24 protein-coding genes and 1 other annotated feature are annotated in these 25,855 nt (G+C 47.7%); all 24 genes read left to right on the forward strand.

Going from position 1 to position 25,855, the window contains the following annotated elements:
* The first annotated feature begins 35 nt into the window (after positions 1 to 35).
* The 24 genes from hrcA (at position 36) to ppdK (ending at position 25,801) form a co-directional block, all read left to right on the forward strand.
* Positions 36 to 1,061: a heat-inducible transcriptional repressor HrcA gene (gene hrcA / locus AAIG11_RS04645; RefSeq protein ID WP_343185076.1), complete on the forward strand. Its 1,026-nt coding sequence runs from the start codon at positions 36 to 38 to the stop codon at positions 1,059 to 1,061.
* 160 nt (positions 1,062 to 1,221) lie between these two features.
* Positions 1,222 to 1,821, forward strand: coding sequence for a nucleotide exchange factor GrpE (gene grpE, locus AAIG11_RS04650; protein WP_343185077.1), 600 nt, complete (start codon positions 1,222 to 1,224; stop codon positions 1,819 to 1,821).
* A 73-nt stretch (positions 1,822 to 1,894) separates the two neighbouring features.
* A complete protein-coding gene (gene dnaK / locus AAIG11_RS04655; RefSeq protein ID WP_343185078.1) occupies positions 1,895 to 3,727 on the forward strand; it encodes a molecular chaperone DnaK in 1,833 nt (610 codons plus the stop codon).
* Positions 3,728 to 3,860: 133 nt separating this feature from the next.
* Positions 3,861 to 5,015, forward strand: a complete 1,155-nt coding sequence (dnaJ, locus tag AAIG11_RS04660) for a molecular chaperone DnaJ (RefSeq protein ID WP_343185079.1) — start codon at positions 3,861 to 3,863, stop codon at positions 5,013 to 5,015.
* A gap of 32 nt (positions 5,016 to 5,047) precedes the next feature.
* A complete protein-coding gene (prmA, locus tag AAIG11_RS04665; protein WP_343185080.1) occupies positions 5,048 to 6,007 on the forward strand; it encodes a 50S ribosomal protein L11 methyltransferase in 960 nt (319 codons plus the stop codon).
* Positions 6,008 to 6,097: 90 nt separating this feature from the next.
* Positions 6,098 to 6,880, forward strand: coding sequence for a 16S rRNA (uracil(1498)-N(3))-methyltransferase (locus AAIG11_RS04670; protein WP_343185081.1), 783 nt, complete (start codon positions 6,098 to 6,100; stop codon positions 6,878 to 6,880).
* A 1-nt stretch (position 6,881) separates the two neighbouring features.
* Positions 6,882 to 8,261 carry a tRNA (N(6)-L-threonylcarbamoyladenosine(37)-C(2))-methylthiotransferase MtaB gene (gene mtaB / locus AAIG11_RS04675; protein ID WP_343185082.1) on the forward strand — a complete coding sequence of 460 codons (1,380 nt, stop codon included), beginning with the start codon at positions 6,882 to 6,884 and terminating at the stop codon, positions 8,259 to 8,261.
* Between the two features lie 64 nt (positions 8,262 to 8,325).
* The gene (locus AAIG11_RS04680) at positions 8,326 to 8,673 is read left to right on the forward strand and encodes a histidine triad nucleotide-binding protein (protein ID WP_343185083.1); all 348 of its coding nucleotides are present in this window, start codon (positions 8,326 to 8,328) and stop codon (positions 8,671 to 8,673) included.
* A gap of 149 nt (positions 8,674 to 8,822) precedes the next feature.
* Positions 8,823 to 9,005 carry a 30S ribosomal protein S21 gene (gene rpsU / locus AAIG11_RS04685; RefSeq protein ID WP_343185084.1) on the forward strand — a complete coding sequence of 61 codons (183 nt, stop codon included), beginning with the start codon at positions 8,823 to 8,825 and terminating at the stop codon, positions 9,003 to 9,005.
* A 3-nt stretch (positions 9,006 to 9,008) separates the two neighbouring features.
* The gene (locus AAIG11_RS04690) at positions 9,009 to 9,491 is read left to right on the forward strand and encodes a GatB/YqeY domain-containing protein (protein WP_343185085.1); all 483 of its coding nucleotides are present in this window, start codon (positions 9,009 to 9,011) and stop codon (positions 9,489 to 9,491) included.
* 333 nt (positions 9,492 to 9,824) lie between these two features.
* Entirely contained in the window at positions 9,825 to 11,129 is a 1,305-nt protein-coding gene (locus AAIG11_RS04695; RefSeq protein WP_343185086.1) for an NfeD family protein, read from the forward strand.
* A 12-nt stretch (positions 11,130 to 11,141) separates the two neighbouring features.
* Positions 11,142 to 12,131 carry a flotillin-like protein FloA gene (gene floA / locus AAIG11_RS04700; protein ID WP_343185087.1) on the forward strand — a complete coding sequence of 330 codons (990 nt, stop codon included), beginning with the start codon at positions 11,142 to 11,144 and terminating at the stop codon, positions 12,129 to 12,131.
* A gap of 66 nt (positions 12,132 to 12,197) precedes the next feature.
* Positions 12,198 to 12,743, forward strand: coding sequence for a hypothetical protein (locus AAIG11_RS04705; protein WP_343185088.1), 546 nt, complete (start codon positions 12,198 to 12,200; stop codon positions 12,741 to 12,743).
* Positions 12,744 to 12,952: 209 nt separating this feature from the next.
* Positions 12,953 to 13,870 (forward strand): PhoH family protein, encoded by a 918-nt coding sequence (locus tag AAIG11_RS04710; protein WP_484477158.1) that lies wholly within the window; start codon positions 12,953 to 12,955, stop codon positions 13,868 to 13,870.
* A 23-nt stretch (positions 13,871 to 13,893) separates the two neighbouring features.
* Positions 13,894 to 15,999 carry an HD family phosphohydrolase gene (locus AAIG11_RS04715; protein ID WP_343185090.1) on the forward strand — a complete coding sequence of 702 codons (2,106 nt, stop codon included), beginning with the start codon at positions 13,894 to 13,896 and terminating at the stop codon, positions 15,997 to 15,999.
* The gene (gene ybeY, locus AAIG11_RS04720; RefSeq protein WP_343185091.1) at positions 15,996 to 16,457 is read left to right on the forward strand and encodes an rRNA maturation RNase YbeY; all 462 of its coding nucleotides are present in this window, start codon (positions 15,996 to 15,998) and stop codon (positions 16,455 to 16,457) included. Before AAIG11_RS04715 ends, ybeY begins: the two co-directional genes overlap by 4 nt.
* 18 nt (positions 16,458 to 16,475) lie before the next feature.
* The gene (locus AAIG11_RS04725) at positions 16,476 to 17,180 is read left to right on the forward strand and encodes a diacylglycerol kinase (RefSeq protein ID WP_343185092.1); all 705 of its coding nucleotides are present in this window, start codon (positions 16,476 to 16,478) and stop codon (positions 17,178 to 17,180) included.
* A gap of 67 nt (positions 17,181 to 17,247) precedes the next feature.
* Positions 17,248 to 18,366, forward strand: coding sequence for a DUF3048 domain-containing protein (locus AAIG11_RS04730; RefSeq protein ID WP_343185093.1), 1,119 nt, complete (start codon positions 17,248 to 17,250; stop codon positions 18,364 to 18,366).
* Positions 18,367 to 18,437: 71 nt separating this feature from the next.
* A complete protein-coding gene (locus AAIG11_RS04735) occupies positions 18,438 to 18,863 on the forward strand; it encodes a cytidine deaminase (protein WP_343185094.1) in 426 nt (141 codons plus the stop codon).
* The gene (gene era / locus AAIG11_RS04740; protein ID WP_343185095.1) at positions 18,853 to 19,743 is read left to right on the forward strand and encodes a GTPase Era; all 891 of its coding nucleotides are present in this window, start codon (positions 18,853 to 18,855) and stop codon (positions 19,741 to 19,743) included. Before AAIG11_RS04735 ends, era begins: the two co-directional genes overlap by 11 nt.
* Positions 19,744 to 19,758: 15 nt before the next feature.
* Positions 19,759 to 20,622: a DNA repair protein RecO gene (recO, locus tag AAIG11_RS04745; protein WP_343185096.1), complete on the forward strand. Its 864-nt coding sequence runs from the start codon at positions 19,759 to 19,761 to the stop codon at positions 20,620 to 20,622.
* Positions 20,597 to 20,780: a binding site (T-box leader), on the forward strand. It overlaps the preceding gene by 26 nt.
* 103 nt (positions 20,781 to 20,883) lie before the next feature.
* On the forward strand, positions 20,884 to 22,272 hold the full coding sequence (locus tag AAIG11_RS04750; RefSeq protein WP_343185097.1) for a glycine--tRNA ligase: 1,389 nt from the start codon (positions 20,884 to 20,886) through the stop codon (positions 22,270 to 22,272).
* Positions 22,273 to 22,284: 12 nt separating this feature from the next.
* Positions 22,285 to 23,121 carry a pyruvate, water dikinase regulatory protein gene (locus AAIG11_RS04755; RefSeq protein WP_343185098.1) on the forward strand — a complete coding sequence of 279 codons (837 nt, stop codon included), beginning with the start codon at positions 22,285 to 22,287 and terminating at the stop codon, positions 23,119 to 23,121.
* Positions 23,122 to 23,179: 58 nt separating this feature from the next.
* A complete protein-coding gene (ppdK, locus tag AAIG11_RS04760) occupies positions 23,180 to 25,801 on the forward strand; it encodes a pyruvate, phosphate dikinase (protein ID WP_343185099.1) in 2,622 nt (873 codons plus the stop codon).
* Positions 25,802 to 25,855 lie beyond the last annotated feature (54 nt).

A 25,855-nucleotide genomic window follows, 5' to 3' on the forward strand; every position in this document is an offset into this window, starting at 1 on the left:
AAGCAGAGTGCTAACAAAATAGGGTGATCATGATGATGTTAAATGATCGGAAACTCATGATCTTGCAGGCTATTGTCCGTGACTATATTGAGTCAGCAGAGCCTGTGGGGTCACGCAGTTTGTCAAAAAAATATGATCTGGGTATCAGCCCGGCAACGATTCGCAATGAGATGGCCGACTTGGAAGAGCTAGGCTATATTTTGCAGCCGCATACTTCTGCCGGAAGAGTGCCTTCTGACAAAGGCTATCGGCTTTATGTAGACCAACTGATGGAAATTAAGCAAACTGCCGACAAAAATCGGGTCAAAATCAAAACAGAGTTGCTGCGCCAGTATAATGAACTGGAACAGCTGCTGCAGTATACTTCCCGGCTGTTGTCTGAGTTCACAAGTTACACATCCATCGTGTTGGCGCCTCAGGTGAAAAAAAGCCGGTTGAAACAGATCAAGCTGACCCGAATTGATGACGCTCATTTATTGGCTATTTTTGTTACCAATACCGGGCTTATCCAAAATCCGGTATTTCGTGTGCCGCCAAATCTGACAGGAGATGACTTGGAAAAGATTGCCAATTTCCTGAACCAGAAGTTTGCCGGGATGCCGCTGGAAGAAATAGAAACCCAGTTAGTTCAAACACTTCAAACAGAACTGGCCCAGTTCCATTCAACGGTTCATGACATCATGCCTGAAATGTTCCGTGCGTTGGAACAAATGAGTGACATCAGCCTTTATCTCAGTGGAACAACTAATATTTTCAATTTTCCGGAGTTCAGTGACCTCACCAGAGCAAAAGATTTTCTAACATTGATGGAAGAAAAACAGGTGATTAGCCGCATGATTACTGATCCGGGAGGCGGCCAGCTTAAAATAACCATTGGCAGTGAGAATCAGGTGCAGCGCGCCAGGGAGTGCAGTATTGTCAGCGCCACCTATCAGGTTGATGATCAGACGCTGGGCTGGTTAGGCGTCATCGGCCCGACACGCATGGACTATGGACATGTTATTGATGTGTTAGATCAAATGAGCCGTTTGATGAGTCAGGCATTAAAAGATAAATCCTGATGAAAGTACGGTTTCCAAAATAAAGGGGGTGCGGAGCGGTTGCTTTGCACTCTACTTATGCAGTTGGTCAGTTGCCAGTTCAAAAGAATTCAAGTCAATTTGGAAAGATGAGAATACAGTTGAATAGTGAATATTATATTGAGAAGGCGGGTGTCATGCAGTGAAGAAAAAAGAACAGAACCAAGCGCAAGAACAATCTGAGCGAGCAGAACCGGACGCTTCAATGCAGGATAAGAGTGGTTCAGAAGAAGTTGATCCACTAAGTCCAAGTTCAACAGAGCCCGAAGCTCAAGCAAATGAAGAAACACCGCAACTGGAACGAATCGAATCACTTGAAACAGCCCTGCAGGAATCAGAGGATCGCCTTCTTCGGCTACAGGCAGAGTTTCTTAATTTTAAAAGGCGGGTGGAGAAGGAAAAAGCAGAGTTGCACAGTTTTGGTTGTGAAAACCTGGCCAAAGATCTGTTGCCGGTGCTGGACAACTTTGAAAGGGCACTGGAATCCGTTCAAGAGACAGACCCGCAGATTTATAAAGGAATTGAAATGATTCACCATCAAATGATTGAAGCCCTTAAGAAGCATGACATTAAAGAGATTGAAGCGTTGGGGCAGCCTTTCGATATGCATGAACATCATGCGGTGATGACTGAAGAAACCACTGAAGAGGAACAAAAGAACAACGTAGCGCTGGTGATGCAAAAAGGATACAGAATGAAATCCAGAGTACTGCGTCCCAGCATGGTCAAAGTGTATCAGTAAAATGAGCCACATATTAATCAATTTTCATCAATAGTAACCATATGATTCGTTTGATAAAAGGAGGAAACAATCAATGAGCAAAGTCATCGGTATTGATTTGGGAACCACCAACTCGTGTGTCGCGGTATTGGAAGGCGGCGAACCGGTTGTCATCACCAACTCTGAAGGAAATCGTACCACTCCATCTGTTGTTGCTTTTGGCAAAGAGGGAGAACGCATCATTGGAGAACCAGCCAAGCGTCAGGCAGTCACCAACTCAGAAAAAACCATCATGTCCATTAAACGACATATGGGATCAGACCACAAAGTGTCAGCTGACGGAAAAGACTATACACCACAGGACATTTCTGCCATGATCCTGCAAAAATTGAAAGCTGATGCAGAAAGCTATCTCGGAGAAACTGTGAAGGATGCAGTTATTACTGTACCTGCCTATTTCACCGATAGTCAGCGTCAAGCCACCAAGGACGCAGGCCGTATTGCCGGTCTGAATGTCATGCGCATTATCAACGAGCCTACAGCTGCTTCCCTGGCCTATGGGCTGGATAAGACAGACCAACAGCAAAAAATTCTGGTTTACGACTTGGGCGGCGGTACTTTCGACGTATCGATTCTTGAGCTGGGAGACGGTGTTTTTGAAGTGCTGGCCACCAATGGTAACAATCATCTCGGTGGAGATGACTTCGATGAGGTTCTCATCGAACACATTGCAGATGAGTTTAAAAAACAGGAAGGTATTGATCTTCGAAAAGATCGTATGGCCCTGCAAAGATTAAAAGAAGCTGCTGAAAAGGCAAAAAAAGAATTATCCAGCACCACCACCACCACCATTAACCTGCCCTTTATTACAGCAACCAATGAAGGCCCCAAGCATTTGAACATGGACCTGACCCGGGCTAAATTTGATGAATTAACCGGACACCTGGTGGATAAAACCATTGATCCAATGAAAAAAGCGCTGGCAGATGCCAAGTTGCAGGCAGGTGATCTTGATAGAGTGATCTTGGTGGGTGGATCGACACGAATTCCAGCTGTTCAGGAAGCTGTCAAGCGGATTACCGGCAAAGAGCCTCACAAGGGAGTCAATCCAGATGAAGTGGTGGCACTGGGTGCTGCTATTCAGGGAGGGGTTTTAACAGGTGAAGTGAAAGATGTGCTGTTGCTTGATGTGACACCTCTCTCCCTTGGAATTGAAACGCTGGGTGGAGTCTTTACCCAGCTGATTGAGCGCAATACCACCATACCCACAAAGAAAAGCCAGGTGTTTTCCACCGCAGCCGATAACCAACCTTCGGTTGATATCCACGTGCTTCAGGGGGAACGCCCCATGGCAGCTGATAACATCACCATGGGACGCTTTGAACTTTCTGGCATTCCACCAGCTCCACGAGGAGTACCGCAAATTGAAGTCAGCTTCGACATCGATGCCAATGGTATTGTCAATGTATATGCCAAAGATCTGGGCACTGGAAAAGAGCAAAAAATAACCATAACTGCTTCCACCAACCTGTCACCGGAAGAAATTGAGAAAAAGGTGAAGGAAGCTGAAAAGTTTGCTGAAGAAGACAGATTAAAGAAAGAAAAAATTGAAACCAGAAACCAGGCTGATTCTCTGGTATATCAAACTGAAAAAACGCTGAAAGAAGTCGAAGATAAGATTGAAGCTTCTCAGAAAGAAAAAGTGCAAACAGAACTGGAACAGCTGAAAAAAGCATTGGAGTCCGATGACCTTGAAAGTATGAAGAAAGGCGTCGAAGGAGTTACCGCTGTTTTCCATGAAATATCTCAAAAAATGTATGAGAATGTAGCACAGCAGTCAGAAGGCGACACCGCGGGCGGACAGACTGCACAGGATGACAACGTGGTGGATGCTGAGTTTGAGGAAGTCGACGACGAAGAGAAGTAGGATCATCTGACCGCATGGCAGCCGTATGTCATGCGGTTGCCTTTATATTGTCCGACGAACTGGTTGAAACCAGGTGAAAAGTTCTCTATAATAGACGGGGACAGAAGCATTGAAAAGTTGGGGTGGTGAACAAGTGGCAAAGAGAGACTGTTATGAAATACTGGGCGTTGATAAAAATGCGGGTCAGGATGAAATCAAGAAAGCTTATAGAAAGCTGGCCATGAAATACCATCCTGACAGAAATCCGGATGACCAGCAAGCAAGTGAAAATTTCAAAGAAGCCAACGAAGCATATGAAATTCTCAGCAATCAGGAAAAGCGAAAGCTGTATGATCAGTTTGGTTATGCGGGACTTGGAAGCAACGGTGGCGGCAGTCAAGGAGGCTTTGGAGGCTTCGGTGGCGGCGGCGGCGGAGGCTTTGAAGATATTTTTGGTGATATATTTGATATGTTCGGCGGTGGCGGTGGTTTTTCATCATCACGGCGTCGCCGTGGCCCACAAAAGGGGGCGAATCTGCAATATGAAATGACCATTACATTTGATGAAGCAGTTTTTGGCAAAGAAAAGACCATTCAGGTGAATAAACAGGATGCTTGTGATCATTGTGGCGGTGATGGAGCTGAACCGGGTTCAGGCACATCCACCTGCACTCACTGTAATGGTTCTGGTGAAATACGGTTTACTCAGCGAACGCCTTTAGGGCAAATTGTCAATGTGCGACCGTGTGACCATTGTCATGGTGAGGGACGCATTATTGAAAAACCCTGCTCGGTATGCCAGGGAACCGGTAAGATGCGCAAAAAGAAAAAAATAACCATTTCAATTCCTGCAGGTGTGGATAATGGCTCTATTATCACTGTACCAGGTGAGGGTGCTCCCGGTGAAAAGGGTGGTCCCCCAGGAGATTTGTACGTGGTGTTGACGGTAAAACCACACCCCCTCTTTGTACGTGAAGGATTCGATATTATCTGCGAGGTGCCGATCACTTTTACTCAGGCAGCACTGGGGGACACCATCGAAGTGCCTACATTGGAGGGCCGGGTGAAGCATAAAATACCGGAAGGTACTCAGAGCGGCACTGTGTTTCGGATGAAAAACAAAGGTGTCCAAAATCCAAGAGGATATGGTAAGGGTGACCAGTTTGTAAAAATAATGGTGGAGATCCCCAAAAATCTGACAGACGAACAAAAAGATCTGTTGCGTAAGTTTGCGGCTGCAGGCCATGAAGATTCTCACCAACAACGCAAAACCTTTTTTGGTAAAGTCAAAGACATGTTTGGGATGTAGCAGACTAACTGCCAAAGGAAAGGATGAGAACCGTGAAGTGGATTGAGGTTTCCGTCAAAACCACCACTGCAGCAGTGGAGGCTGTGGCCAATGTGCTGTATGATGCAGGTGTGAATGGGGTGGCCATCGAAGACCCACGGGACCTCGAACTGCTTGATCGGGGTGAGGATGCCTGGGAACTGGTGGATGAGTCATTGGCAGACAGCTATTTTGAGGGTGCTGTCGTCAAAGGCTACTTGCCGGATACGCCAGAATCGGTTGCGCAGGTAGAGCTGATTCGCAAGGCGGTGGAATACCTGCCCTCTTATGGGCTGGACATTGGTCTTGGAGAAGTAGTTGTGCTGTCGGTGGATGAGGAAGACTGGAGTGAAGAATGGAAGAAATACTTCAAACCTCAAAAGCCGGGAAACAAACTGGTGATTAAACCCACCTGGGAAAGCTACGAAGCAGCAGGTGATGAAGTGATTCTGGAACTTGATCCGGGCATGGCCTTTGGCACCGGTACCCATGAAACAACTGTTATGTGTATCCAGGAACTGGAAACCGCAGTGGGCGAGTCCGCGACTGTCCTGGATATTGGTTGCGGCAGTGGTATTTTGGCTATTGCAGCAGCACTATTGGGGGCTCGTAAGGCCATCGGAGTAGATCTTGATCCGGTGGCTGTGGAAGTATCCATACGTAATGCAGTCCTAAATCAGGTTAGTGATCGTGTTGAAATACGACAGGGTAACTTGATGGAAGTGGTATCAGAGCAGGCTGAGATTCTGGTATCCAACATCATTGCTGAGATCATTGTGAAGATGTGTCCGGATATTTACCGGTATCTGAAACCTGGTGGCATTTGGATTGCTTCCGGGATCATCAATGAAAAAGTTCCGCTGGTGACCAGGGCAATTGAGGATGCGGGGCTGAAAATGATTTCGGCTCGATCTCTGGGAGAGTGGGCAGTGGTCATAGCAGCAGTACCCCTGGATTTTAAAAAGAAAGCGTAAATGAACAGCAGCAGGACCCGCTGAAAAGGGGTCCTTTCTTGCCGTTTTTGCTTCAAGTCAAGGCAAAGACAGATGAAAAGGGGAACAAGCATGCATCACTTTTTTGCATCGCCTGAAAACATCCATGAATCAGAAAAACACATTGATCTCCTGGGACCGGACGTGCATCATATTCGAAAAGTGCTCCGTCTTTCTTTGGGGGAGATGGTCAGCATTTCTGATGGACAGGGGCATCGGTATGAGGCTCGTGTGGAAGAAATAGAACCCCAGCGCGTGGGATTAACAATTGTGAGCAGCCAGGTTAAGCGACATGAATCAGCCACGCGACCTGTTACACTTGTACAGGGGATTGCCAAGGGGAGCCGTATGGATTGGGTCGTTCAGAAAACCACTGAGATGGGAATCGCAGCCATTCAGCCTGTTAGTACCAAATTCACGGTGGTAAAATTTGAATCCCATGGAGATGCTGAAAAGAAACAGAAACGATGGCAAAAAATTGCTGAAGAAGCTTCGAAGCAAAGCAAGCGTAACACCATTCCTCGAGTTGAAGCGCCGGTTTTTTTCAAGGACTTGCTTGAGAAAATGAAGCATCCCGAAGATCAAAAAGAGCGCACGCTGCGACTGCTGGCATATGAACGTGAAGAGGGGCAGCACCTATCAGAACAATTGGAACAAGAAAAGCTGGCTGCATTTGACCGTATAGAAATATGGATTGGCCCCGAAGGTGGTTTTTCCACAGATGAGGTGGCTGCAGCAAAAGCGGTTGGCATACAAACCGTAGGGCTTGGCCCCCGAATCCTTCGGACAGAGACGGCGGGGCTGGTGTTGCTGACAGTGGTATTGTACGAAATGGGAGCTTTGGAGGAAACATAAAATGGAAGAAATGCAACAAATGATAGCGGAGCTGTCTTTAACAGGCGATGCATTTGAAAAGCGTTATGGACGACGAAAACGTCTGGCAACCCTAACCCTGGGCTGCAAAGTCAATCAGTATGAAACACAGGCACTGATTGAACGCTTTCAACAATCAGGATTTGATCATGTGCCCTCAGAACAGATGGCCGATGTGGTGCTGATCAATACATGCACTGTCACCAGTATGAGTGACCGGAAATCACGACAGTTTATACGTCGCGCCCGAAAATTAAATCCAAATGCCATCGTCGCTGTTGCTGGCTGTTATGCGCAGCTTTCACCTGAAGAAGTGAGTCGAATTGAAGGCGTTCAGGTGATTGCAGGCACCACAGAGCGACATCGGTTGGTGGACGCGGTGCAGTATGCCAGGCATGATCAGAAACATCCCATCGTACTGGTTAAGCCCCATGAGGCTGGTGAAATCTTCGAACCACTAACAGTTCAGGAAACCAACGACATGACACGGGCTTATGTGAAAATACAGGATGGATGCAACCAGTACTGCAGTTACTGCATTATTCCATACGCCCGGGGACCCGTACGCAGCCGCCCTTCGGAGGCGGTAATCAACGAGATTCAAAAGCTGGTGGCCAATGGCTACCAAGAGGTTGTTTTGACAGGAATTCATCTGGCCTCTTATGGAAAAGAACAGGGTGAATCGGAAGCGCTGATCCGTTTACTGACATCTATTGATCAGATGACAGGTCTGAAACGCCTGCGTCTGGGTTCGCTGGAACCAACCTTGATCACAGCTGATTTTACTGAGAAACTGATGATGCTTCAGTCTGTTTGTCATCATTTTCATCTTTCGCTTCAAAGTGGCAGTAATCAGGTGCTGCGAGGAATGAACCGGCGCTATAATACCCTTCAATATCGAAAAGCGGTGGAGTTGATTCGTCAATATGATCCTGAAGCAGCCATCACGACCGATATCATCGTGGGTTTTCCGGGAGAAACCGAGGCACATTTTCAAGAAACACTTGATTTTGTATCAGACATTCAATTTTCAGACATTCATGTGTTTCGATATTCTCCCAGAGAAGGAACACCGGCAGCAGCCTATCCGCAACAGGTTGAAGAGCCGGTGAAGCACGAACGCAGCCAGCGTCTGAGCCATTTGGCAGCTTCGATGAAAGAAGTCTACCTGAAGCAGCTGATTTCCAGGGAAGTGATGGTTCTCATGGAAAAACCTTCCGCAGAGAGGCCTGACATGATGGAGGGCCATACCAGTTATTACGTGCGGGTGGTGGCACCCCTTGATGAAGCGTTGTTTCAGCGGATCGTCCGGGTTAAGATTCACAGAACGGGCACAGATAGTTGCGAAGGAAATGTGGTATAATGCCTGTATTATTGATTGTCAGTGAGCCATCAATAATTCTGTCAAATTAAAGGAGTGGTGAAGAATGGAGAACTGCATTTTCTGCCGGATTGCCAACAAGGAACTGTCGTCAGAGGTGGTTTATGAGTCGGATCAGGTGATTGCTTTTCGAGATGTGGCGCCGGTGGCGCCCACCCACATTCTTGTCATTCCAAAAGAGCATATTCAGGCGGTTCACAACTTAAGCATGGAGCAGCGCAACACACTGTTGCCAGCCATTTTTGAAGCTGTTGACCAGTTAGTTAAACAGGAAAGCCTGGCAGAAAGAGGGTTTCGGGTAGTCAACAATGCCGGGCAAGAAGGTGGACAGACGGTGAACCATCTCCACTTCCATCTTCTTGGCGGCCGATCTCTCCAATGGCCTCCCGGCTAATTTTCGGCGCACTTGATGTAAAAAAGTTTATTGCACAACAGGGCCAGATAGGTTATAATTGGGACATGTTCAATCAACCCCGCCACATCACAGTTAATACCTGCGACTGATCATGCACTATCTGTGCCAGCGGAGGGAGGGAGAAGTCAATGTCAGAAATCAAAGTGAAAGATAATGAGTCACTGGACAACGCTCTTCGTCGTTTCAAACGTCAGTGTGCTAAAGCCGGCGTGTTATCCGAAGCCAAAAAACGAGAGCATTATGAAAAACCCAGCGTACGCCGCAAGAAAAAAGCGGAGGCCGCTCGGAGAAAGAATAACAAGAAGTTCTAGTGAGTGAAAGTATCAAAAAAAAAGAGTCGGGTGAAGCAAATGGCGTTAAAGGAACAACTGGCCAATGATTTGAAATCAGCCATGAAAAATAGGGATACCGTCCGTAAGGACGTGGTCACGATGATTCGTTCCTCCATTAAGCAGGTGGAAGTTGATGAACGCAAGGATTGCTCGGATGAGGATGTGCAGCTGCTGATCATGAAACAGGTGAAACAGCGAAAAGATGCACTGGAATCCTTTCAGCAGGGTAACCGGCAGGACCTGGTTGAACAAACAGAAATGGAAATCGGTATTCTGGAATCCTATTTGCCTGAACCTCTTTCCATAGAGGAGTTAATGGCAATTGTCCAGGACGCGGTGGCAGCCACCGGAGCCGAATCGGTGAAAGATATGGGCAGAGTGATGTCTCTGGTCATGGAAAAAACTAAAGGTAAAGCAGATGGAAAGACAGTGAACCAGCTGGTGCGCCAGTGCTTGTCTTCCTGATTAAAGTAAAAACCCGGCCTGTGCCGGGTTTTTCTTTCAAAAAAATATAATGATAATGATGATACGATCCTATCATGAATGGAAACTTTTACCAACAAATGACGTCATAATGGTATAAGTGTGAGTTCAGTGGTAATCAGACGCCTTTTTGGTAATGGTTAAAACCATCCTGTTCAAGCAGGGTGACTGAAAACCTGAAAGTTTCTGATTGAAATGCCTCCATTGGCGTATATATCCAAATAGAAGGAATCAGCGGTGATGGCTCTACTCATTGCCCAAACATAGACCGCGGAGGATCTTTTTTTTGCTCGAATGACAGAAAGGAGCATGACCATGAAACGATTGATTTCGTTAAAACGACAGCTCTGGACCATTGTCTTTGTGTTGATGCTCACCAGTTCCTTTGCATGGGGTCAAAATGAAAATGGGCATGTCTACGTGATACCGTTGCAGGGAGAAGTGGGAGTTGCCATGGAACAGTTTGTCTCCGGAGCGCTGGCAACTGCACAGGATGATGACCAGCTTTCGGGCATCATTTTTGTTATCGACACCTATGGAGGGCGTGTGGATGCGGCTGAACGCATCAGTGAAATGATCACAGGGCTTCAGATCCCGACAGCTTCCTACGTTAACCCCAGAGCCATTTCGGCAGGGGTCCTTGTCGCCATCTCAGCCGACACTGTTACCATGGCACCAGGCAGCAACATCGGCTCTGCAGAAACCATTCCTGATACAGAAAAAGCACTCTCCGCATGGACAGGCGTGCTTCGGTCTGTGGCACAGGAAAAAGGACGAAACCCGGAGCTGGTGGCAGCAATGGCTGATCAACGCATTGAAATTGATGGGATTACCACGGCTGGGCAACTACTCAACATGACAGCGGCTGAGGCTTTTGATGCGGATTTATCTGATCTTACCGCGAGGGGACTTCAGGAAGTGCTGCATGTGATGGAAATGCCAAATGCTTCTCTGATCGAAATGGAAGTATCCAGAGCCTTTAAAATGGCACAGGTGCTTACCAGTGCCTATGTGGCCCCCATTTTGTTGTCTGTCGGATTCGTCGGTCTGCTTATTGAAGTGTTTACGGCTGGTTTTGGATTTGGCGGTACCGCCAGCTTTGTTGCATTTGCCCTTTACTTCGGCGGAAGTATTCTGGCTGGAAATGCAGGAACAGCAGTGTTACTGGTTTTTTTGGCAGGTATTATTCTGCTATTGATTGAAGCCTTCGCCCCGGGATTTGGTTTCCCTGGCATAGGTGGAATTCTTCTTATTGTCATCAGTATTGTCATGGCTTCCAGCTCCATTACATCGGCCGTTGTTTCGCTGACCATCTCCTTGGCGGCATCGGTGATTGCGCTTTTTGTGATATTAAAGTATGCCCCCAAAAGCAAATACTTTGACCGACTCACACTGGCGACAGAAATGCGTACTGATCTGGGCTATGTATCAACTGAAGGAAAGGAAGCGCTGATTGGAAAAGAAGGGATTGTCATCAGCTACCTGCACCCTGCTGGTACTGTGGACATAGAAGGAGAAAAGGTGGATGCCGTTTCAGAAGGCATGTACGTGGAAACGGGTACCCGTGTGAAAGTGATTCGACGGGAAGGCAGAAGAATTGTGGTCAAAAAAGTCGATTAGGAGGGATTTTGAATGGAAGGTTTGATTGGGTTAATTATCACTGTAGCAGTCGTTATCGTACTTTTGTCCGTGTTTTTAAGCTTTGTTCCGCTGGGACTCTGGGTAACAGCCTTTTTCTCGGGTGTTCGTGTGGGGATTTTTACGTTGATCGGAATGAGGTTCCGTCGTGTGGCGCCATCACGCATTGTCAATCCATTGATTAAGGCCACCAAAGCAGGTCTGGCATTGAACATCGATAAGCTGGAGGCACACTACCTGGCTGGTGGCGATGTCAACCGGGTGATCGACGCACTCATTGCAGCACAACGAGCTGAAATTAATCTTGAGTTTGAACGGGCAGCGGCGATTGATCTGGCTGGCCGTGATGTACTGCAAGCCGTTCAGGTAAGTGTTAACCCGAAAGTTATCGAAACTCCAAAAATTGCAGCAGTTGCTAAGAATGGCATCGAAGTGATCGCCAAAGCCCGGGTAACTGTACGGGCTAATATTGAACGGTTGGTTGGTGGTGCAGGTGAAGAAACCATCATTGCCCGTGTTGGTGAAGGCATTGTCACCACTGTGGGATCGGCGGAATCACACAAAGATGTGCTGGAAAACCCTGATATGATTTCACGAACCGTTCTAAACAAGGGGCTTGATGCCGGAACAGCCTATGAAATACTGTCCATCGATATTGCAGATATTGATGTGGGTCGTAATATCGGTGCACAGCTGCAGACTGATCAGGCAGAAGCCGATAAACGAATTGCCCAGGCAAAAGCTGAGGAAAGACGTGCAATGGCTGTTGCAAAAGAACAGGAAATGAAAGCCTCTGTGGAAGAAATGCGAGCTAAAGTAGTGGAAGCTGAAGCCGAAGTGCCCAAGGCAATGGCGGCAGCTCTCCGTGAAGGTAATCTGGGAGTGATGGATTACTACAACATGAAAAATGTCATGTCTGATACAGAAATGCGCAATTCCATTTCTCGTATTAAGAAAGATGATGGTGACCATAAGGATCAGTAGAACATCCTGCATATTTTGAAAATATCTGGTGAAGCCATTGTCACTGAACAGTAAGGAAGTGATGGTATGCAAATTGAAAGCATCCTTATCTTCATTGTATTTGTGGTCATCAGTTCGATGGCCAACAGGCGTAAACAAGCCCAACAACGGCAACAACGTCAGCAACCTCAACCAATGGAAAACCAGCAGCCAAAAGTGGCTGCCAGTCAACCTAAAACTCAGCATCCATCTCAGCCTCCCAAGCCTGCCCGCCCGGCAAAAAGAACACTGCAAGATCTCTTCAGAGAAATGCAACAGGAGCTGGTGGATGAGTTCAAGCAGGCTTCGGAACAAGTGCCTGAAGATCGCAGTCTGGAAATGCAAGACCCTGCGATGGTCACCAGGTCTGCCAAATCTTCAGTGACCGCTGCAGCAAAGAATAGAGGGACTGGGCAGTCAACAGGCGGGCGGAATGTTGAACCCAGCGAAACAATGAAGCGTGAGAGTCCGATATACGGAAATGAAATAAAAGAAATGTCTCAGAGAGCAGCCATTGAGCTGACGGAAGATACTGTGATCAACGGCATCATCTTCTCAGAAATACTGGGGAAGCCTAAAAGTATGAGACGTTAACCATGAACCTGAATGAACAAGCAGAACAGCCTCGTTTCAGAGGCTGTTTTGTCTTGAGGGAAACCGACGATGACATGGTTGTTGTAGTACTCCCAATGGGTTATAATGGGGTAAAGACGTCACTGCCCATACAGCAGGATAAACGAACAGGAGGATTCTATTTGAATCAGACAGCTCAAAGATCTATTCCCGTGACCAAAGCGGAATGGATGCAGGCGCTTTTTGGTTCGGCAGACGAACACGCCAGACTTGTCAAAGAAGCCTTTGGTGTTGAGATGGTTGCACGCCAGGAAGCCGTTTTGCTTCTGGGGCCGGATGCCGGAATTAAAGCAGCGACACAACTGGTGGAAGGTCTGCTGGCCGCAAAAGACAAAGGAGAGACATTGACTCCCCAGAAAGTGGCCTACCTCATCAGTTTGATTCAGGATGATCAGGTGGAGCACATGAACCGGTTTATGGAAGAGCCGGTCTACATGACGGCTAAAGGCCGCATGATAAAGTCCAAAACATTGGGTCAGGCCCATTACATTCGAACGATGCAGCAGAAAGACCTCGCCTTTGGCATTGGTCCTGCAGGAACAGGCAAAACTTATCTGGCCGTCGCCATGGCGGTGAAAGCATTTGGAAGCAGAGAAGTGAACAAAATTATCCTCACACGACCGGCGATTGAAGCCGGCGAAAGCCTGGGCTTTTTACCTGGAGACCTGAAAGATAAAATTGACCCATACCTGCGGCCTCTCTACGATTCCCTTTTCGACATTTTGGGAGTCGATAAGTTCCAGAAGTATATGGAACGGGGACTTATTGAAGTGGCGCCATTGGCGTATATGAGAGGGCGAACACTGGATCATGCCTTTGTGATACTTGACGAGGCCCAAAATACCACCCGGGAACAGATGAAAATGTTTTTGACCCGCCTGGGTATTGGGTCAAAGGCAGTGGTGACCGGTGATATTACGCAGATTGACTTGCCAAGGGGTAAGTCATCCGGCTTAGTGGAAGCATTGGATGTAGTCAAAAGTATCCCAGAGATTGGCATTGTTTATTTGAATGATAAAGATGTGGTGAGGCACACGCTGGTGCAGAAAATCATCCGGGCCTACGAAGCCTCGGAGTCACAGAAATAGAAGACACCATCAGGAGGTCCGGTATGACATTGATAGATGGATGGAAGAAAAGGAAAAAGGGGACACCTGCAGAATCGGGAAGGCTGGAAATGAAGCGGATCGCAGGATATGTACTGATGTGTCTGCTTTTTTTCTTGGTGCTCTTTTTTACGCTCTTGGCAAGTCTTCAGCCACCCAAATATGATTTGCGTGTCGGTCAGGCAGCCCCTGAAGAAGTGTTATCACCAAAGTTGATCGTGGATCAGCACCGCACCCAGCAGCTGCGTTCAGAAGCCATGAGTCGTGTTGAGCCTGTTTATCGGCTGGACCAGGGAATTTACCCAGAAGTAAAAAGAGATATCGATTCGCTGTTTGATTTGGTCTTTGAAGTTCGTGAAATGGAAGAAGTGACACCGGAAGAAATAGTGGCCGAACTGCAGGACAACATGCTGGGAATCACTGGATACCAACTGTTGGTTTTGGCAGAAACACCGGTGGAAAGGCTACAGAATTTGCAGAACTATCTCTATGAAATAATTGCCCAGCGAATGAACCAGGGTATCAAAGTGGCAGATTTACAATGGGAGAAAGGTCAGATTCGGGAATATGTCGGTACCCTGACAGAGTTCGAGGAAAACTTAAGGGAAACAGCCGTGACTATTATCAACTCAACTATTCGCCCCAACGAGTTTTTAAATGTGGAAGCGACAGAAAATGCCCGTCAGGAAGCGGAGGAAAGCATTGAACCGGTGGTGATCCGTCGGGGCGAGGCTATTCTGCGTCAGGGTGACCGGGTGACTGCTGACCGACTGGCTCTCATGCGTGAGCTGGGACTGGTGGAGGGTGAGTATCAACCAAACTACCTGCTTTATGCCGGCATCACCCTGGTGGTGCTCTTGGTAATGCTGTTGTTTGTGGGTTATCTGTGGCAATTTCATCCAGTTCTGTTGCATCAGTTGGACAAACTGCTTCTGATTGTCCTCATTATCACCCTCATCAGTCTGATGACACGCCCCATTTTTATCTTGTCTCCCTATCTGATTCCAACAGCTGCAGGAGCTATGCTGTTATCACTGCTGGTAGACCCCCGACTGGCGCTGATGGCGAATACCATGATTACCCTTTTGGTGGGGCTTTCCACCGGGAACAACGTTCTAATGATTATGATGGGCCTGGTGGGTGGCACGGCTGGAGTGCTCAGTATGATGAATACTCAGCAACGGGGCAATATTTTCATTTCAGGTGTCATTATCGGAGCGGCAAATGTGGTGATGGTCGCTGTATTCCGCCTGGTGGGCATGCACGAAAGTGTTCGTTTGTGGATGGATTTGATCTATGCTTTTCTCAACGGTATTTTGTGTGCGGTTTTAACCATAGGGTCCCTGCCTTTCTGGGAATATACGTTTTCGATTCTAACACCCTTAAAGCTCATTGAGCTGTCTAACCCATCCCATCCCTTGTTGAAACGGTTGCTTATGGAGGCGCCGGGAACATACCATCACAGTATTGTTGTGGGAAATCTGGCAGAATCTGCCGTGAATGCTGTTGGCGGTGACGGACTTCTGGTACGCACAGGAGCTTTCTATCATGATATCGGCAAACTGAAACGTCCTTTCTTTTTCAAAGAAAACCAGTATATGATGGAGAATCCCCATGATAAACTGGCACCATCTCTCAGTGCCCTCATTATCACAGGGCATGTGAAAGAAGGCCTGGAAATTGCAGTGAAGCACCGGTTGCCTGTCAAAATCAGAGCGTTTATCGAAGAACATCACGGCACCACATTGGCAGCATATTTTTTTCACAAAGCTAAAAGTGCCAGTAGTGAGCCTGAGAAAATTGATGAACACATGTATCGTTATAATGGTCCGATCCCTCAGAGCAGAGAGACGGCGATCTTAATGTTGGCCGACTCGGTGGAAGCCGCAGTTCGCAGCATGGAAAACCCCACACGGGACAGAATCGAACAAATGGTGCAGAAGATCATTCAGGGCAAACTGGATGATGGTCAGCTGGAAGACAGTCAATTAACCCTGACAGAGTTGAAAGAAGTTCGCAAAACTTTCACCCGGATTCTGGCTGGGATCCTTCATGAGCGCATCCAATACCCGGAAATGGATCTTAAGGAACTGAAAGGAAAATCACCATGAATCAAAGAGACATTCTCATCGACATTGATCATCGGCAAGATATCATCACGTTGACACTCCAACAGGAACAGCTGATTCAGCAGGCAGTGACTGCCTGCTATGAACTGGAAGACTGGCCGAAAGATTTCGAAGTCAGCCTTTCATTTGTTATGAATGAAGAAATTCAGACTCTGAACCGTGATTATAGGGGCAAGGACCAACCCACCGACGTGCTCTCCTTTCCCATGGATACGACTGACAACGCCCCTGAAAAACTGCTGGGAGACATTGTCATATCTGTTGAGAAAATGGTAGACCAGGCAACCGAGTATGGACACAGTGTTGACCGGGAAATGATCTACCTGGTGGTACACAGCACCCTGCATCTTATGGGATATGATCATATGACAGAGAAAGACAAGCAGATGATGCGGGAAAAAGAAGAGACCATCATGAAGCGGCTGGCATTGATCCGCTAGGCCGCCGGGAGGACCGGCATGAAATCACGAAATCTCATGGACAGCTTCAACTACGCTTTTCAAGGAATCATTTACGCACTGAAAACACAGCGCAACATGAAAATCCATGTGGCAGCGGCCGTGGGAGTTCTGGTCATGAGCCTCTTTTTTCATTTGACCCGACTGGAACTGGTGATCCTCATTGCCACCATTTCTTTGGTGCTGGTGACGGAAATGATTAACACCGCCATTGAGTCAGCCATTGATCTGATGACTGATCAATACAATATTTTTGCCAAGATTGCTAAAAACGTGGCTGCCGGGGCAGTGCTGATCGCAGCCCTCAATGCACTAATTGTAGCTTATCTGCTGTTTTTTCAGCATCTCAATCCCCTTTCTAAACAAGTGCTTGAAACAGTTCGTCAGTCAGATATACATATCACCTTTATTGCCCTGATGGTGGTGGTGCTGGCCACCATTGGCGCCAAAGCGTATTTTGGCCGGGGGAAAGGAACGCCAATGTCTGGCGGCATGCCCAGTGGTCACGCAGCCCTGGCTTTTGCAACGGCGACTGCCATCACCTTTATATCGAATCATGTCCTGGTTGCCAGCCTGTCTTTTCTGCTGGCGGTGTTGGTGTCTCAGAGTCGTGTGGAAGGGAAGATCCACAGTTTGCTGGAAGTTGCTGCAGGTGCTCTTTTGGGCTTGTTGGTGACCGTCTTGCTGTTTCAGTTTTTTCTTTAAGCTAGAATAAATCAATCAAGCGTTCCAAATCACAAGAATCAAGACACGCTAAGGAGGAAGGCATCCCTTGAAGAATCGAATCAAATGGCTGATACTGTTGCTTCTGGTGGTTTCTCTGTGGTCCGTCGCATGTGGATCATCAGCACCTCAGGAAGACCCTGCAGAACTGGAAGAAACCATTGTTGAAGAAATCATGACAGAAGAACCGGAACCAGATCCCATTCCAGAGGGAATGGCAAAGAGCCCGCTCACTGGCTTGTGGATTCCTGAAGAAATGGTTAAGGTGCGTCCCGTGGCCATGCAAATCAATAATATCAGAGTAGCCTACCCTCAAAGCGGCATCTCTCAGGCTGACATCATCTATGAAACCCTGGCTGAAGGAAACATCACCCGCTTGCTGGCGGTTTTTCATGTGTATGATGCAGCGAAAATCGGTCCCATTCGCAGTGCCCGTCACTATTATCTGGATATGGCCGCCAGCCACGATGCACTCTACATGCACTATGGTGGCAGCCCCCAAGCCTATGACTACATTAGTCGTATGAAAGCACCAAATCTTGACGGACTGCCAAAGCCTGACGGTGTGCTAAGTTGGAGAGACCCGGAACGGCGCTCCATTCCCCGGATGCTGGAACACAGCGTCTACACCAGTCATGAGCTGATTGAAGAGGCTTGGGAAAAAGCAGGTTATCGCAGAGAAGTGGCCGACGATTTTGAAAGTGGACTGCTATTTCGAAGTGAACCTAAAGCACCCTTGGGTCAGCGGGCCGACTATGTGACGATCCCCTTTTCAAATGCCTACATATCAACTTTTGATTACGACCCCGAAACTCGGGAATACATCAAATATCAGTCGGGAGAACCTCATCTTGATGAACTGTCGGGCGAACCGTTGCGTTTTGCCAACCTGATAGTCCAGCGCACTAATATTTTCGTGATTCCTGGTGATGATGCCGGCCGCCGGGAGATCAACATTGTTGGAAGTGGCAAAGGCCATTACATTTCAGAAGGGCGCACAGTTGCCATAGAATGGAGTAAGGCAGCCTATAATCAACCCACCCGCTATGTTGAAGCCAAAACAGGTCTTCCCCTTGCCATGAATCCCGGAAAAACCTATATTGCTATTTTTCCGGAACGTCAGGAAATCACGCTTCTTAAACCTGCGGAAACAACCGAAACACCTTAAATAGCAAATATGCCTGACAAACTTGATTTCACTAATGGTAAAGAGGCGCCCTATGAGAGAGGATGAAAAAAATGACACACCAGGAATTGATTCAGATAGCCCTTGAAGTGAGAGAAAATGCTTACGTTCCATATTCTCAATTCAAAGTGGGAGCAGCTCTGCTTGGAGTCTCCGGCAAAGTGTATACCGGATGCAACGTGGAGTGCGCTTCCTATGGCGGCACGAATTGTGCAGAGCGCACAGCCATCTTTAAAGCAGTATCCGAAGGCGAGCGTCGCTTTAAGACCATCGCAGTGGTGGGGGATCCAAATGCTTACACTTTCCCCTGCGGTATTTGCAGGCAGGTAATGGTGGAATTTGGAAAGGAGCTGGAAATCATTGTTGCCAAAACACCGGAAGACTACCGGGTTTATACAATGAATGACATACTTCCCCATTCTTTTACACCCGATGACCTGGAAAACAGCGGGGAAGGAGTTCGTTCACATGACCTTTAAGTCAGGATTTGTAGCTGTGGTGGGTCGCCCCAACGTTGGGAAATCGACCCTTATGAATCGACTGGTCGGCGAAAAAGTCGCCATCATGTCTTCGAAACCCCAGACCACCCGCAACAGTATTCGAGGGGTACTGAATCGGCCCGGCAGCCAGATGGTACTGGTGGACACACCGGGGCTTCACCGCCCCAAAAACAAGCTGGGCGACTTTATGATGCAAAGTGCCATGAATACCCTGAATGATGTTGATGTCATTTTGTATTTGGTGGAACCGGAAAACGACATTGGTCCGGGAGACCGGTATATTATGGAGATGTTGGCAGAGATTAAAACACCGGTGATACTGGTGATTAATAAAATTGACCTTTCCAACGGCGAGCAGCTGGATCATTGCTACGGTCTTTATGAAACTACCGGTCGTTTTCAACGGATTATTCCCCTTTCGGCGACACTGGGAGTGAATCTGGAGCAGTTGTTGCGGGAACTGGAAGCACACCTTCCTGAAGGTCCCCGGTACTTCCCTGAAGATATGATCACAGATCAGCCGGAGCGGGTGATTATGGCGGAACTTATTCGTGAAAAAGTACTCCAGTATCTGGAGCAGGAAATACCCCATGGGGTGGCGGTAATGACGGAGCGCATGAGACTCAATGAAGAAAAACAGCTGATGGAAGTGCAGGCCACCATCTTCTGTGAAAAGAAATCCCACAAGGGGATGATCATTGGGAAAAATGGCCGCAAGTTAAAAGGAATCGGCAAAAGTGCCCGGGAGGATATGGAGCGTTTTCTGGGAGTGAAAGTGTATCTGGAGCTGTGGGTAAAAGTGAAAGAAGGCTGGCGTGATCAAGCGGCCTCTTTGCGGGACTTTGGTTACGACGAATAAAGGCGGCGGCCCTTGATGCTGATTAAAACGGAAGCATTTGTACTGAGAAGCCAAAAGTACAGAGAAGCAGACAGTCTTATCGTGCTTTTCAGTCGAAAGCTGGGAAAAATAAGTGCAGTTGCCAAAGGTTCGCGTCGTGCTAAAAGTCAAATGCTGGCGGGCATTCAGCCTTTTTGTCATTCTGATTTTCTGCTTTACCAGGGACGAAGCCTCTATACAGTTAACCAGGTGGAGGCAAAGCAGATTTTTTATCCCCTACGAGAAGATTATCAGCGGTTGATGGAAGCGGCTTACCTGGTGGAGCTGGTGGATACAGAAATCAACGAAGGGCAGCCGCATCCCCGTCTTTATTCTCTTTTTGGATCAGGACTGACCCTTCTCAGTCGAAACGAAACCGAACTGAACACCCTGGTAAGAGCCTTTGAGGTACATTACACCCGGGTTTGCGGCTATGCGCCACAAACGATGGCTTGTGTTGCCTGTGGCATCGTCACTTCAGAGCGATGGTCTTTTTCTGCGGCCCAGGGGGGGATTTTGTGTGGGAACTGCCGATACCAAGATCCCCAAGCCTCCCACATTTCTCCTACCTGCCTGAAACTGCTCAGATATCTTGGAACCAAACCACTTCAAGATGTGGTGCGTCTTAAAATCCATCAAAAGCTCAATGACGAGCTGCAACAGCTTATGCGGAGCTACCTGCTTTACCATATGGAACGCCACCAGTTCCGAAGTCAGAAGCTGCTTCAGCAACAGGGATTTCTTCCAGTCATCAAGGTCAGGGAGAAAGAAAACACCAGCACCACATTGACAGAAACAGGTAAATCTGGTACAGTCATTAAAACTGAATCTGGTGAAAACAGCGATGAGCAGAAGGAGTAATTTCTGTTACTTTCCAAAGCGAGCCGGGGCAGGTGGAAGCCTGGCGAAAGTCTGAAATGAAGGGCATCTGTGAGCTGAACTGATGAAAGTGGGTATCGCCTGAGTCGATATCAATCAGGGTGGAACCGCGGAAGACATATGATGCTTTCGTCCCTTATACAAGGGACAGGAGGCATTTTTTTATGCTACCATACTTCCTGAACTGAAAGAGATTGTCAAATGAACAGGTAAGAGAATGCAAATATGAGAGGAGTCGTTATGATGGCAGTGGAAAAGAGCATGGAAAAAGTGGTTGCGCTGGCAAAATCAAGGGGTTATATTTTTCCGGGGTCAGAAGTTTACGGAGGTCTTGCCAATACCTGGGACTACGGCCCGTTGGGTGTCGAATTCAAAAACAATGTGAAAAAGGCCTGGTGGAAAAAATTCATTCAGCAAAGCCCCCACAATGTGGGTCTTGACGCGGCTATCTTAATGAATCCAAAAACATGGGAGGCTTCCGGTCATGTGGGAGGTTTCAGCGACCCGTTGATGGACTGTAAAGCATGCAAATCCCGTTTTCGGGCAGATAAGCTGATTGAAGATTTTTTGGGAGATGAAGCCAGCGATGCTGCCGTGGATGGTTGGAGCACGGAGAAAATGTCGGTTTTCATTGAAGAAAATCAGATTGCCTGCCCCGAATGCAGTGCTCACAACTTCACAGGAATCCGGCAGTTTAATCTGATGTTTAAAACATTTCAGGGAGTTACTGAAGACAGCAGCACACAGATTTATCTGCGACCCGAAACAGCCCAGGGAATTTTCGTGAATTTCAAGAATGTGCAGCGATCTTCACGCAAAAAAGTTCCTTTTGGAATTGGCCAAATCGGTAAATCTTTCCGCAATGAAATTACACCGGGGAACTTCACGTTCCGAACCCGGGAGTTCGAACAGATGGAGTTGGAGTTTTTCTGCAAACCAGGAACAGACTTGGAGTGGTTTGATTACTGGTCCAACTTCTGCCATAACTGGCTCATCAGCCTGGGCCTGACTCCTGAAAATTTACGGCTGCGTGAACATGAAAAAGAAGAATTGTCTCATTACAGTGCTGCCACCACCGACATTGAATACCGGTTTCCCTTTGGATGGGGTGAGCTGTGGGGAATCGCCGATCGTACCGACTTTGACCTGAAACAGCATGCGGCCCATTCCGGGGTTGATTTCCACTATCAGGACCCAGTAACCAATGAAAAATACGTGCCTTACTGCATTGAACCATCTGTTGGGGCTGATCGAGTTGCGCTGGCCTTCCTGGTGGATGCTTACGATGAAGAACAGGTGGGTGAAAATGATACACGAGTGGTGTTGCGTTTACATCCGTTTCTGGCTCCCATCAAGGCGGCTGTGTTGCCCCTGGCAAAAAAGCTGGGTGATGATGCGATGAAAGTGTATGATTTGCTGTCAGAACATTTTATGATTGAATATGATGATGCCGGCAGTATCGGCAAACGCTATCGCCGTAATGATGAGGTGGGCACACCCTTCTGCATTACTTTTGACTTCGATTCGATGGAAGATGGGTGCGTGACAGTACGCCATCGTGATACAATGGAACAGGAAAGGGTATCTATAGACGAACTGGTTCACTATCTGGCCAAACGACTTGTTTTTTAAAGGAGGAGATCGATGAAAGTTCAGGAGCTTAAATTTTTTATAGTATCCGACTCTGTGGGAGAAACTGCAGAGCTGGTGGCCCGGGCTGCACTCAGTCAGTTTGATTTTAAAAACTATGAAATTAGGCGTTATTCTTTCATGTCTGAGCCGGAACAGCTCCTTGAAATGCTGACCGATGCACAACCTGAAAGTACCATTATCCTGTTCACCATGGTGGTGCCAGCCATGCGTGAGTTGTTGATGCGTGAAATCAAGGAGCGCAAGTTGCCAGCCATCGATCTTATGGCCGGCTTGATGGATGTACTGGAAGATCGACTATGCATGAAACCCAAGGGAGAAGCTGGGCTGATTCGCAAACTGGATGAACAGTATTTCCGGCGCATCGAGGCCATAGAGTTTGCTGTTAAATATGATGATGGGAAAGATCCCCGGGGGCTTAAAAAGGCCGATATTGTTCTTATTGGCATTTCTCGAACTTCTAAAACTCCTCTGAGCATGTACCTGGCACATCGAAACATCAAAGTGGCCAACGTGCCGCTGGTGCCGGAAGTGTCGCCGCCCAAAGAGCTTTTTGAAGTGAAACCCCAAAAAATCATTGGACTGACAACAGACCCCTACAAGCTGATAGAAATTAGAAAAGAACGAATTAAAGCATTGGGACTGCAGGATAATGCCAACTACGCCAGCATTCAGCGCATTATTGAAGAGTTGGAATATGCAGATGCCCTGATGCGCAAATTAGGCTGCCCTGTCATTGACGTTTCTGCCCGGGCAGTGGAAGAAAGTGCCAGTATCATTCTGGAAATCTGCCGGGAAATTGGCTATGAGGTTGGACTGCTGAAAGGTTAAGTGAAACACTCATCAGTTTCTTTTTGATGAAAACAATCTGCGGAGGTGACCATCTGTCATGAAACAATACGTGTATGCATTTCGTGAAGGATCTTCGGAAATGAAACCACTTCTGGGTGGCAAGGGCGCAAACCTGGCGGAAATGACCCGCATAGGGCTGCCGGTGCCCGGAGGCTTCACCATTACCACAGAAGCTTGTATTGAATATTATGAACAGGGGAACATGATATGGGATGACTTGAGGCAGCAGATCGGACAAAAGCTGAGCGAGATGGAAACTGAAATGGGACATCAACTGGGAGAAGTGAAAAACCCCTTGCTGGTTTCTGTTCGATCTGGCGCCGTTGTTTCAATGCCCGGCATGATGGACACCATCCTGAACCTGGGGTTGAATGATGAAACCGTTCAGGGGCTGGCAAACACCTCCGGCAATCAAAGGTTTGCTTTTGACAGTTACCGCCGGCTGATTCAAATGTTTGGTGATGTGGTACTGGAGATTCCTAAATACAAATTTGACAGTCTCTTGGAGAAAAAGAAAACTGAAAAAGGTGCCGCTTCCGATACAGACCTGGTGGCAGAAGATTTTATGGATTTGGTGGAAGCTTTTAAAAAAGTGGTTCAGAAGGAAACACGAAAACCTTTTCCCCAAGATCCTCAGGTTCAGCTCATGATGGCGGTGGAAGCAGTATTCAAATCATGGAACAATCCCCGTGCCCGTGTCTACCGGGAGCATAATGATATTTCTCATCACCTGGGAACGGCGGTCAACATACAGGTGATGGTTTTTGGAAACATGGGTAATGATTCCGGGACGGGTGTTGCCTTTACCCGAAATCCTTCAACAGGTGAAAACAAACTATATGGTGAGTTTCTGGTAAATGCCCAGGGTGAAGATGTGGTGGCAGGCATCAGAACACCAAAGGATATTGAAGAAATGAAGAACCTGCTGCCCGAAGCATACCAGCAGTTCAAAGAAGTGGCACAGCTCTTGGAAAAACACTATCGGGACATGCAGGACATTGAGTTCACCGTTAACCGGGGCAAACTGTTCATGTTGCAGACCCGTACCGGAAAGCGAACTGCCCAGGCCGCAATTCAGGTGGCGGTGGACATGGTTGAAGAAGGGTTGATCACTAAAGAAGAAGCTGTTCTGCGAATGAATCCCTCTGATCTGGACCAGCTGCTGCACCCCACCTTTGATGAAAAAGCACTGGAAGAGGCTGCTCTTATCACCAAAGGACTTCCAGCTTCTTCGGGAGCTGCCTGTGGAAAAATTTACTTTACCCCTGAAGAAGCGGTTAATGCGCATGCCAGAGGTGAAATCGTTATCCTGGTGCGCAATGAGACCTCGCCTGAAGATATTGAAGGAATGGTGGCATCTGCCGGTATACTCACGGCCAAGGGTGGCATGACATCACACGCAGCGGTGGTGGCCCGGGGCATGGGAAAATGTTGCGTGTCCGGTGCCGGCGAGTTGAACATTAGCGAACAGGAAAAAACTATGAAAATAGAAGCGATTTCGCTAACAGAAGGCGACTTCATTTCCCTTGATGGAAATACCGGTTGTGTATATCATGGCAAGATTGCAACCAGAGAAGCGCGGCTGGGGGGGCGTTTTGTGACCCTCATGGAATGGGCAGATGATCTTCGAAAGCTGAAAGTGCGCACCAATGCCGATACTCCGAGAGACTCGGCCAAGGCAGTTGAGTTTGGAGCGGAAGGCATAGGCCTTTGCCGCACCGAACACATGTTTTTTGAAGAGAACCGGATTGCAGTCATGCGCCGCATGATTCTTTCGAGAACTGAAGACGCACGCCGTAAAGCGCTGGCAGAGCTAATGCCCATGCAAAGAGACGATTTTGTCGCCATTTTCAAAGTGATGGGCGACAGACCTGTAACCATCAGACTTCTCGATCCCCCGCTTCATGAGTTTCTGCCCACGGCTGAAGCTGATATTCAACGTTTGGCTGGCGAACTGGATGTTTCGGTTTCTCAGTTGAAAGAAACTGTTCGTGAACTGGCAGAGGTGAATCCCATGTTGGGACATCGAGGCTGTCGATTGGCTGTCACTTATCCTGAAATCTATGAAATGCAGGTGCAGGCTATTATGGAAGCAGCCACACAACTGAAGCGGGAGGGACATCATGTTATACCAGAGATCATGATTCCTCTTATTGGCGAAATAAAAGAGCTTCAGTATGTGAAAGAGTTGGTGCTGAAAGTGATTCGCCAGGTGGGAAATGATACCGGCGAAACAGTACCCTATCTTATTGGCACCATGATTGAAATTCCACGAGCTGCTATCACTGCCGATGATATTGCCAAAGAAGCCGAATTTTTCTCCTTTGGCACCAATGATCTGACTCAGATGACCTATGGTTTTTCCAGAGACGATGCCGGCAAATTCATCAAAGAATACCGGGATAAAGGCATTCTGGAAAAAGACCCCTTCCAGCAGATTGACCGGCGCGGTGTGGGAGAATTGATGAAAACCGCTGTCAAACTGGGGCTTGAAAGTCGTAGCGACCTAAAGCTAGGTATTTGCGGCGAACATGGCGGTGATCCCAGTTCTGTTGAATTCTGCCACTTGCTGGGACTTGATTATGTTTCGTGCTCCCCCTTCAGGGTTCCCATTGCCCGACTGGCTGCGGCTCAGGCGGCCATTCGGTATCCTTCATGAGTAGTTGTCTCAACTGAATATAAGAACAACACAAAACACTGCAAGCCAATGCTT

Source organism: Anoxynatronum sibiricum, from assembly GCF_039414295.1.
GTDB lineage: Bacteria > Bacillota > Clostridia > Peptostreptococcales > Tindalliaceae > Anoxynatronum > Anoxynatronum sibiricum.

Bases quoted from the DNA above. Each gene is read 5' to 3' on its own strand.
- AAIG11_RS04725 (WP_343185092.1), top strand. From the start codon at position 16,476: ATGAAATCACGAAATCTCATGGACAGCTTCAACTACGCTTTTCAAGGA.
- AAIG11_RS04755 (WP_343185098.1), top strand. From the start codon at position 22,285: ATGAAAGTTCAGGAGCTTAAATTTTTTATAGTATCCGACTCTGTGGGA.
- recO (WP_343185096.1), top strand. From the start codon at position 19,759: ATGCTGATTAAAACGGAAGCATTTGTACTGAGAAGCCAAAAGTACAGA.
- AAIG11_RS04715 (WP_343185090.1), top strand. From the start codon at position 13,894: ATGACATTGATAGATGGATGGAAGAAAAGGAAAAAGGGGACACCTGCA.
- mtaB (WP_343185082.1), top strand. From the start codon at position 6,882: ATGGAAGAAATGCAACAAATGATAGCGGAGCTGTCTTTAACAGGCGAT.
- rpsU (WP_343185084.1), top strand. From the start codon at position 8,823: ATGTCAGAAATCAAAGTGAAAGATAATGAGTCACTGGACAACGCTCTT.
- AAIG11_RS04705 (WP_343185088.1), top strand. From the start codon at position 12,198: ATGCAAATTGAAAGCATCCTTATCTTCATTGTATTTGTGGTCATCAGT.
- hrcA (WP_343185076.1), top strand. From the start codon at position 36: ATGTTAAATGATCGGAAACTCATGATCTTGCAGGCTATTGTCCGTGAC.
- AAIG11_RS04735 (WP_343185094.1), top strand. From the start codon at position 18,438: ATGACACACCAGGAATTGATTCAGATAGCCCTTGAAGTGAGAGAAAAT.
- ybeY (WP_343185091.1), top strand. From the start codon at position 15,996: ATGAATCAAAGAGACATTCTCATCGACATTGATCATCGGCAAGATATC.
- AAIG11_RS04680 (WP_343185083.1), top strand. From the start codon at position 8,326: ATGGAGAACTGCATTTTCTGCCGGATTGCCAACAAGGAACTGTCGTCA.
- AAIG11_RS04670 (WP_343185081.1), top strand. From the start codon at position 6,098: ATGCATCACTTTTTTGCATCGCCTGAAAACATCCATGAATCAGAAAAA.
- ppdK (WP_343185099.1), top strand. From the start codon at position 23,180: ATGAAACAATACGTGTATGCATTTCGTGAAGGATCTTCGGAAATGAAA.
- AAIG11_RS04750 (WP_343185097.1), top strand. From the start codon at position 20,884: ATGGCAGTGGAAAAGAGCATGGAAAAAGTGGTTGCGCTGGCAAAATCA.
- era (WP_343185095.1), top strand. From the start codon at position 18,853: ATGACCTTTAAGTCAGGATTTGTAGCTGTGGTGGGTCGCCCCAACGTT.
- floA (WP_343185087.1), top strand. From the start codon at position 11,142: ATGGAAGGTTTGATTGGGTTAATTATCACTGTAGCAGTCGTTATCGTA.
- dnaK (WP_343185078.1), top strand. From the start codon at position 1,895: ATGAGCAAAGTCATCGGTATTGATTTGGGAACCACCAACTCGTGTGTC.
- AAIG11_RS04710 (WP_484477158.1), top strand. From the start codon at position 12,953: ATGCAGGCGCTTTTTGGTTCGGCAGACGAACACGCCAGACTTGTCAAA.
- AAIG11_RS04695 (WP_343185086.1), top strand. From the start codon at position 9,825: ATGAAACGATTGATTTCGTTAAAACGACAGCTCTGGACCATTGTCTTT.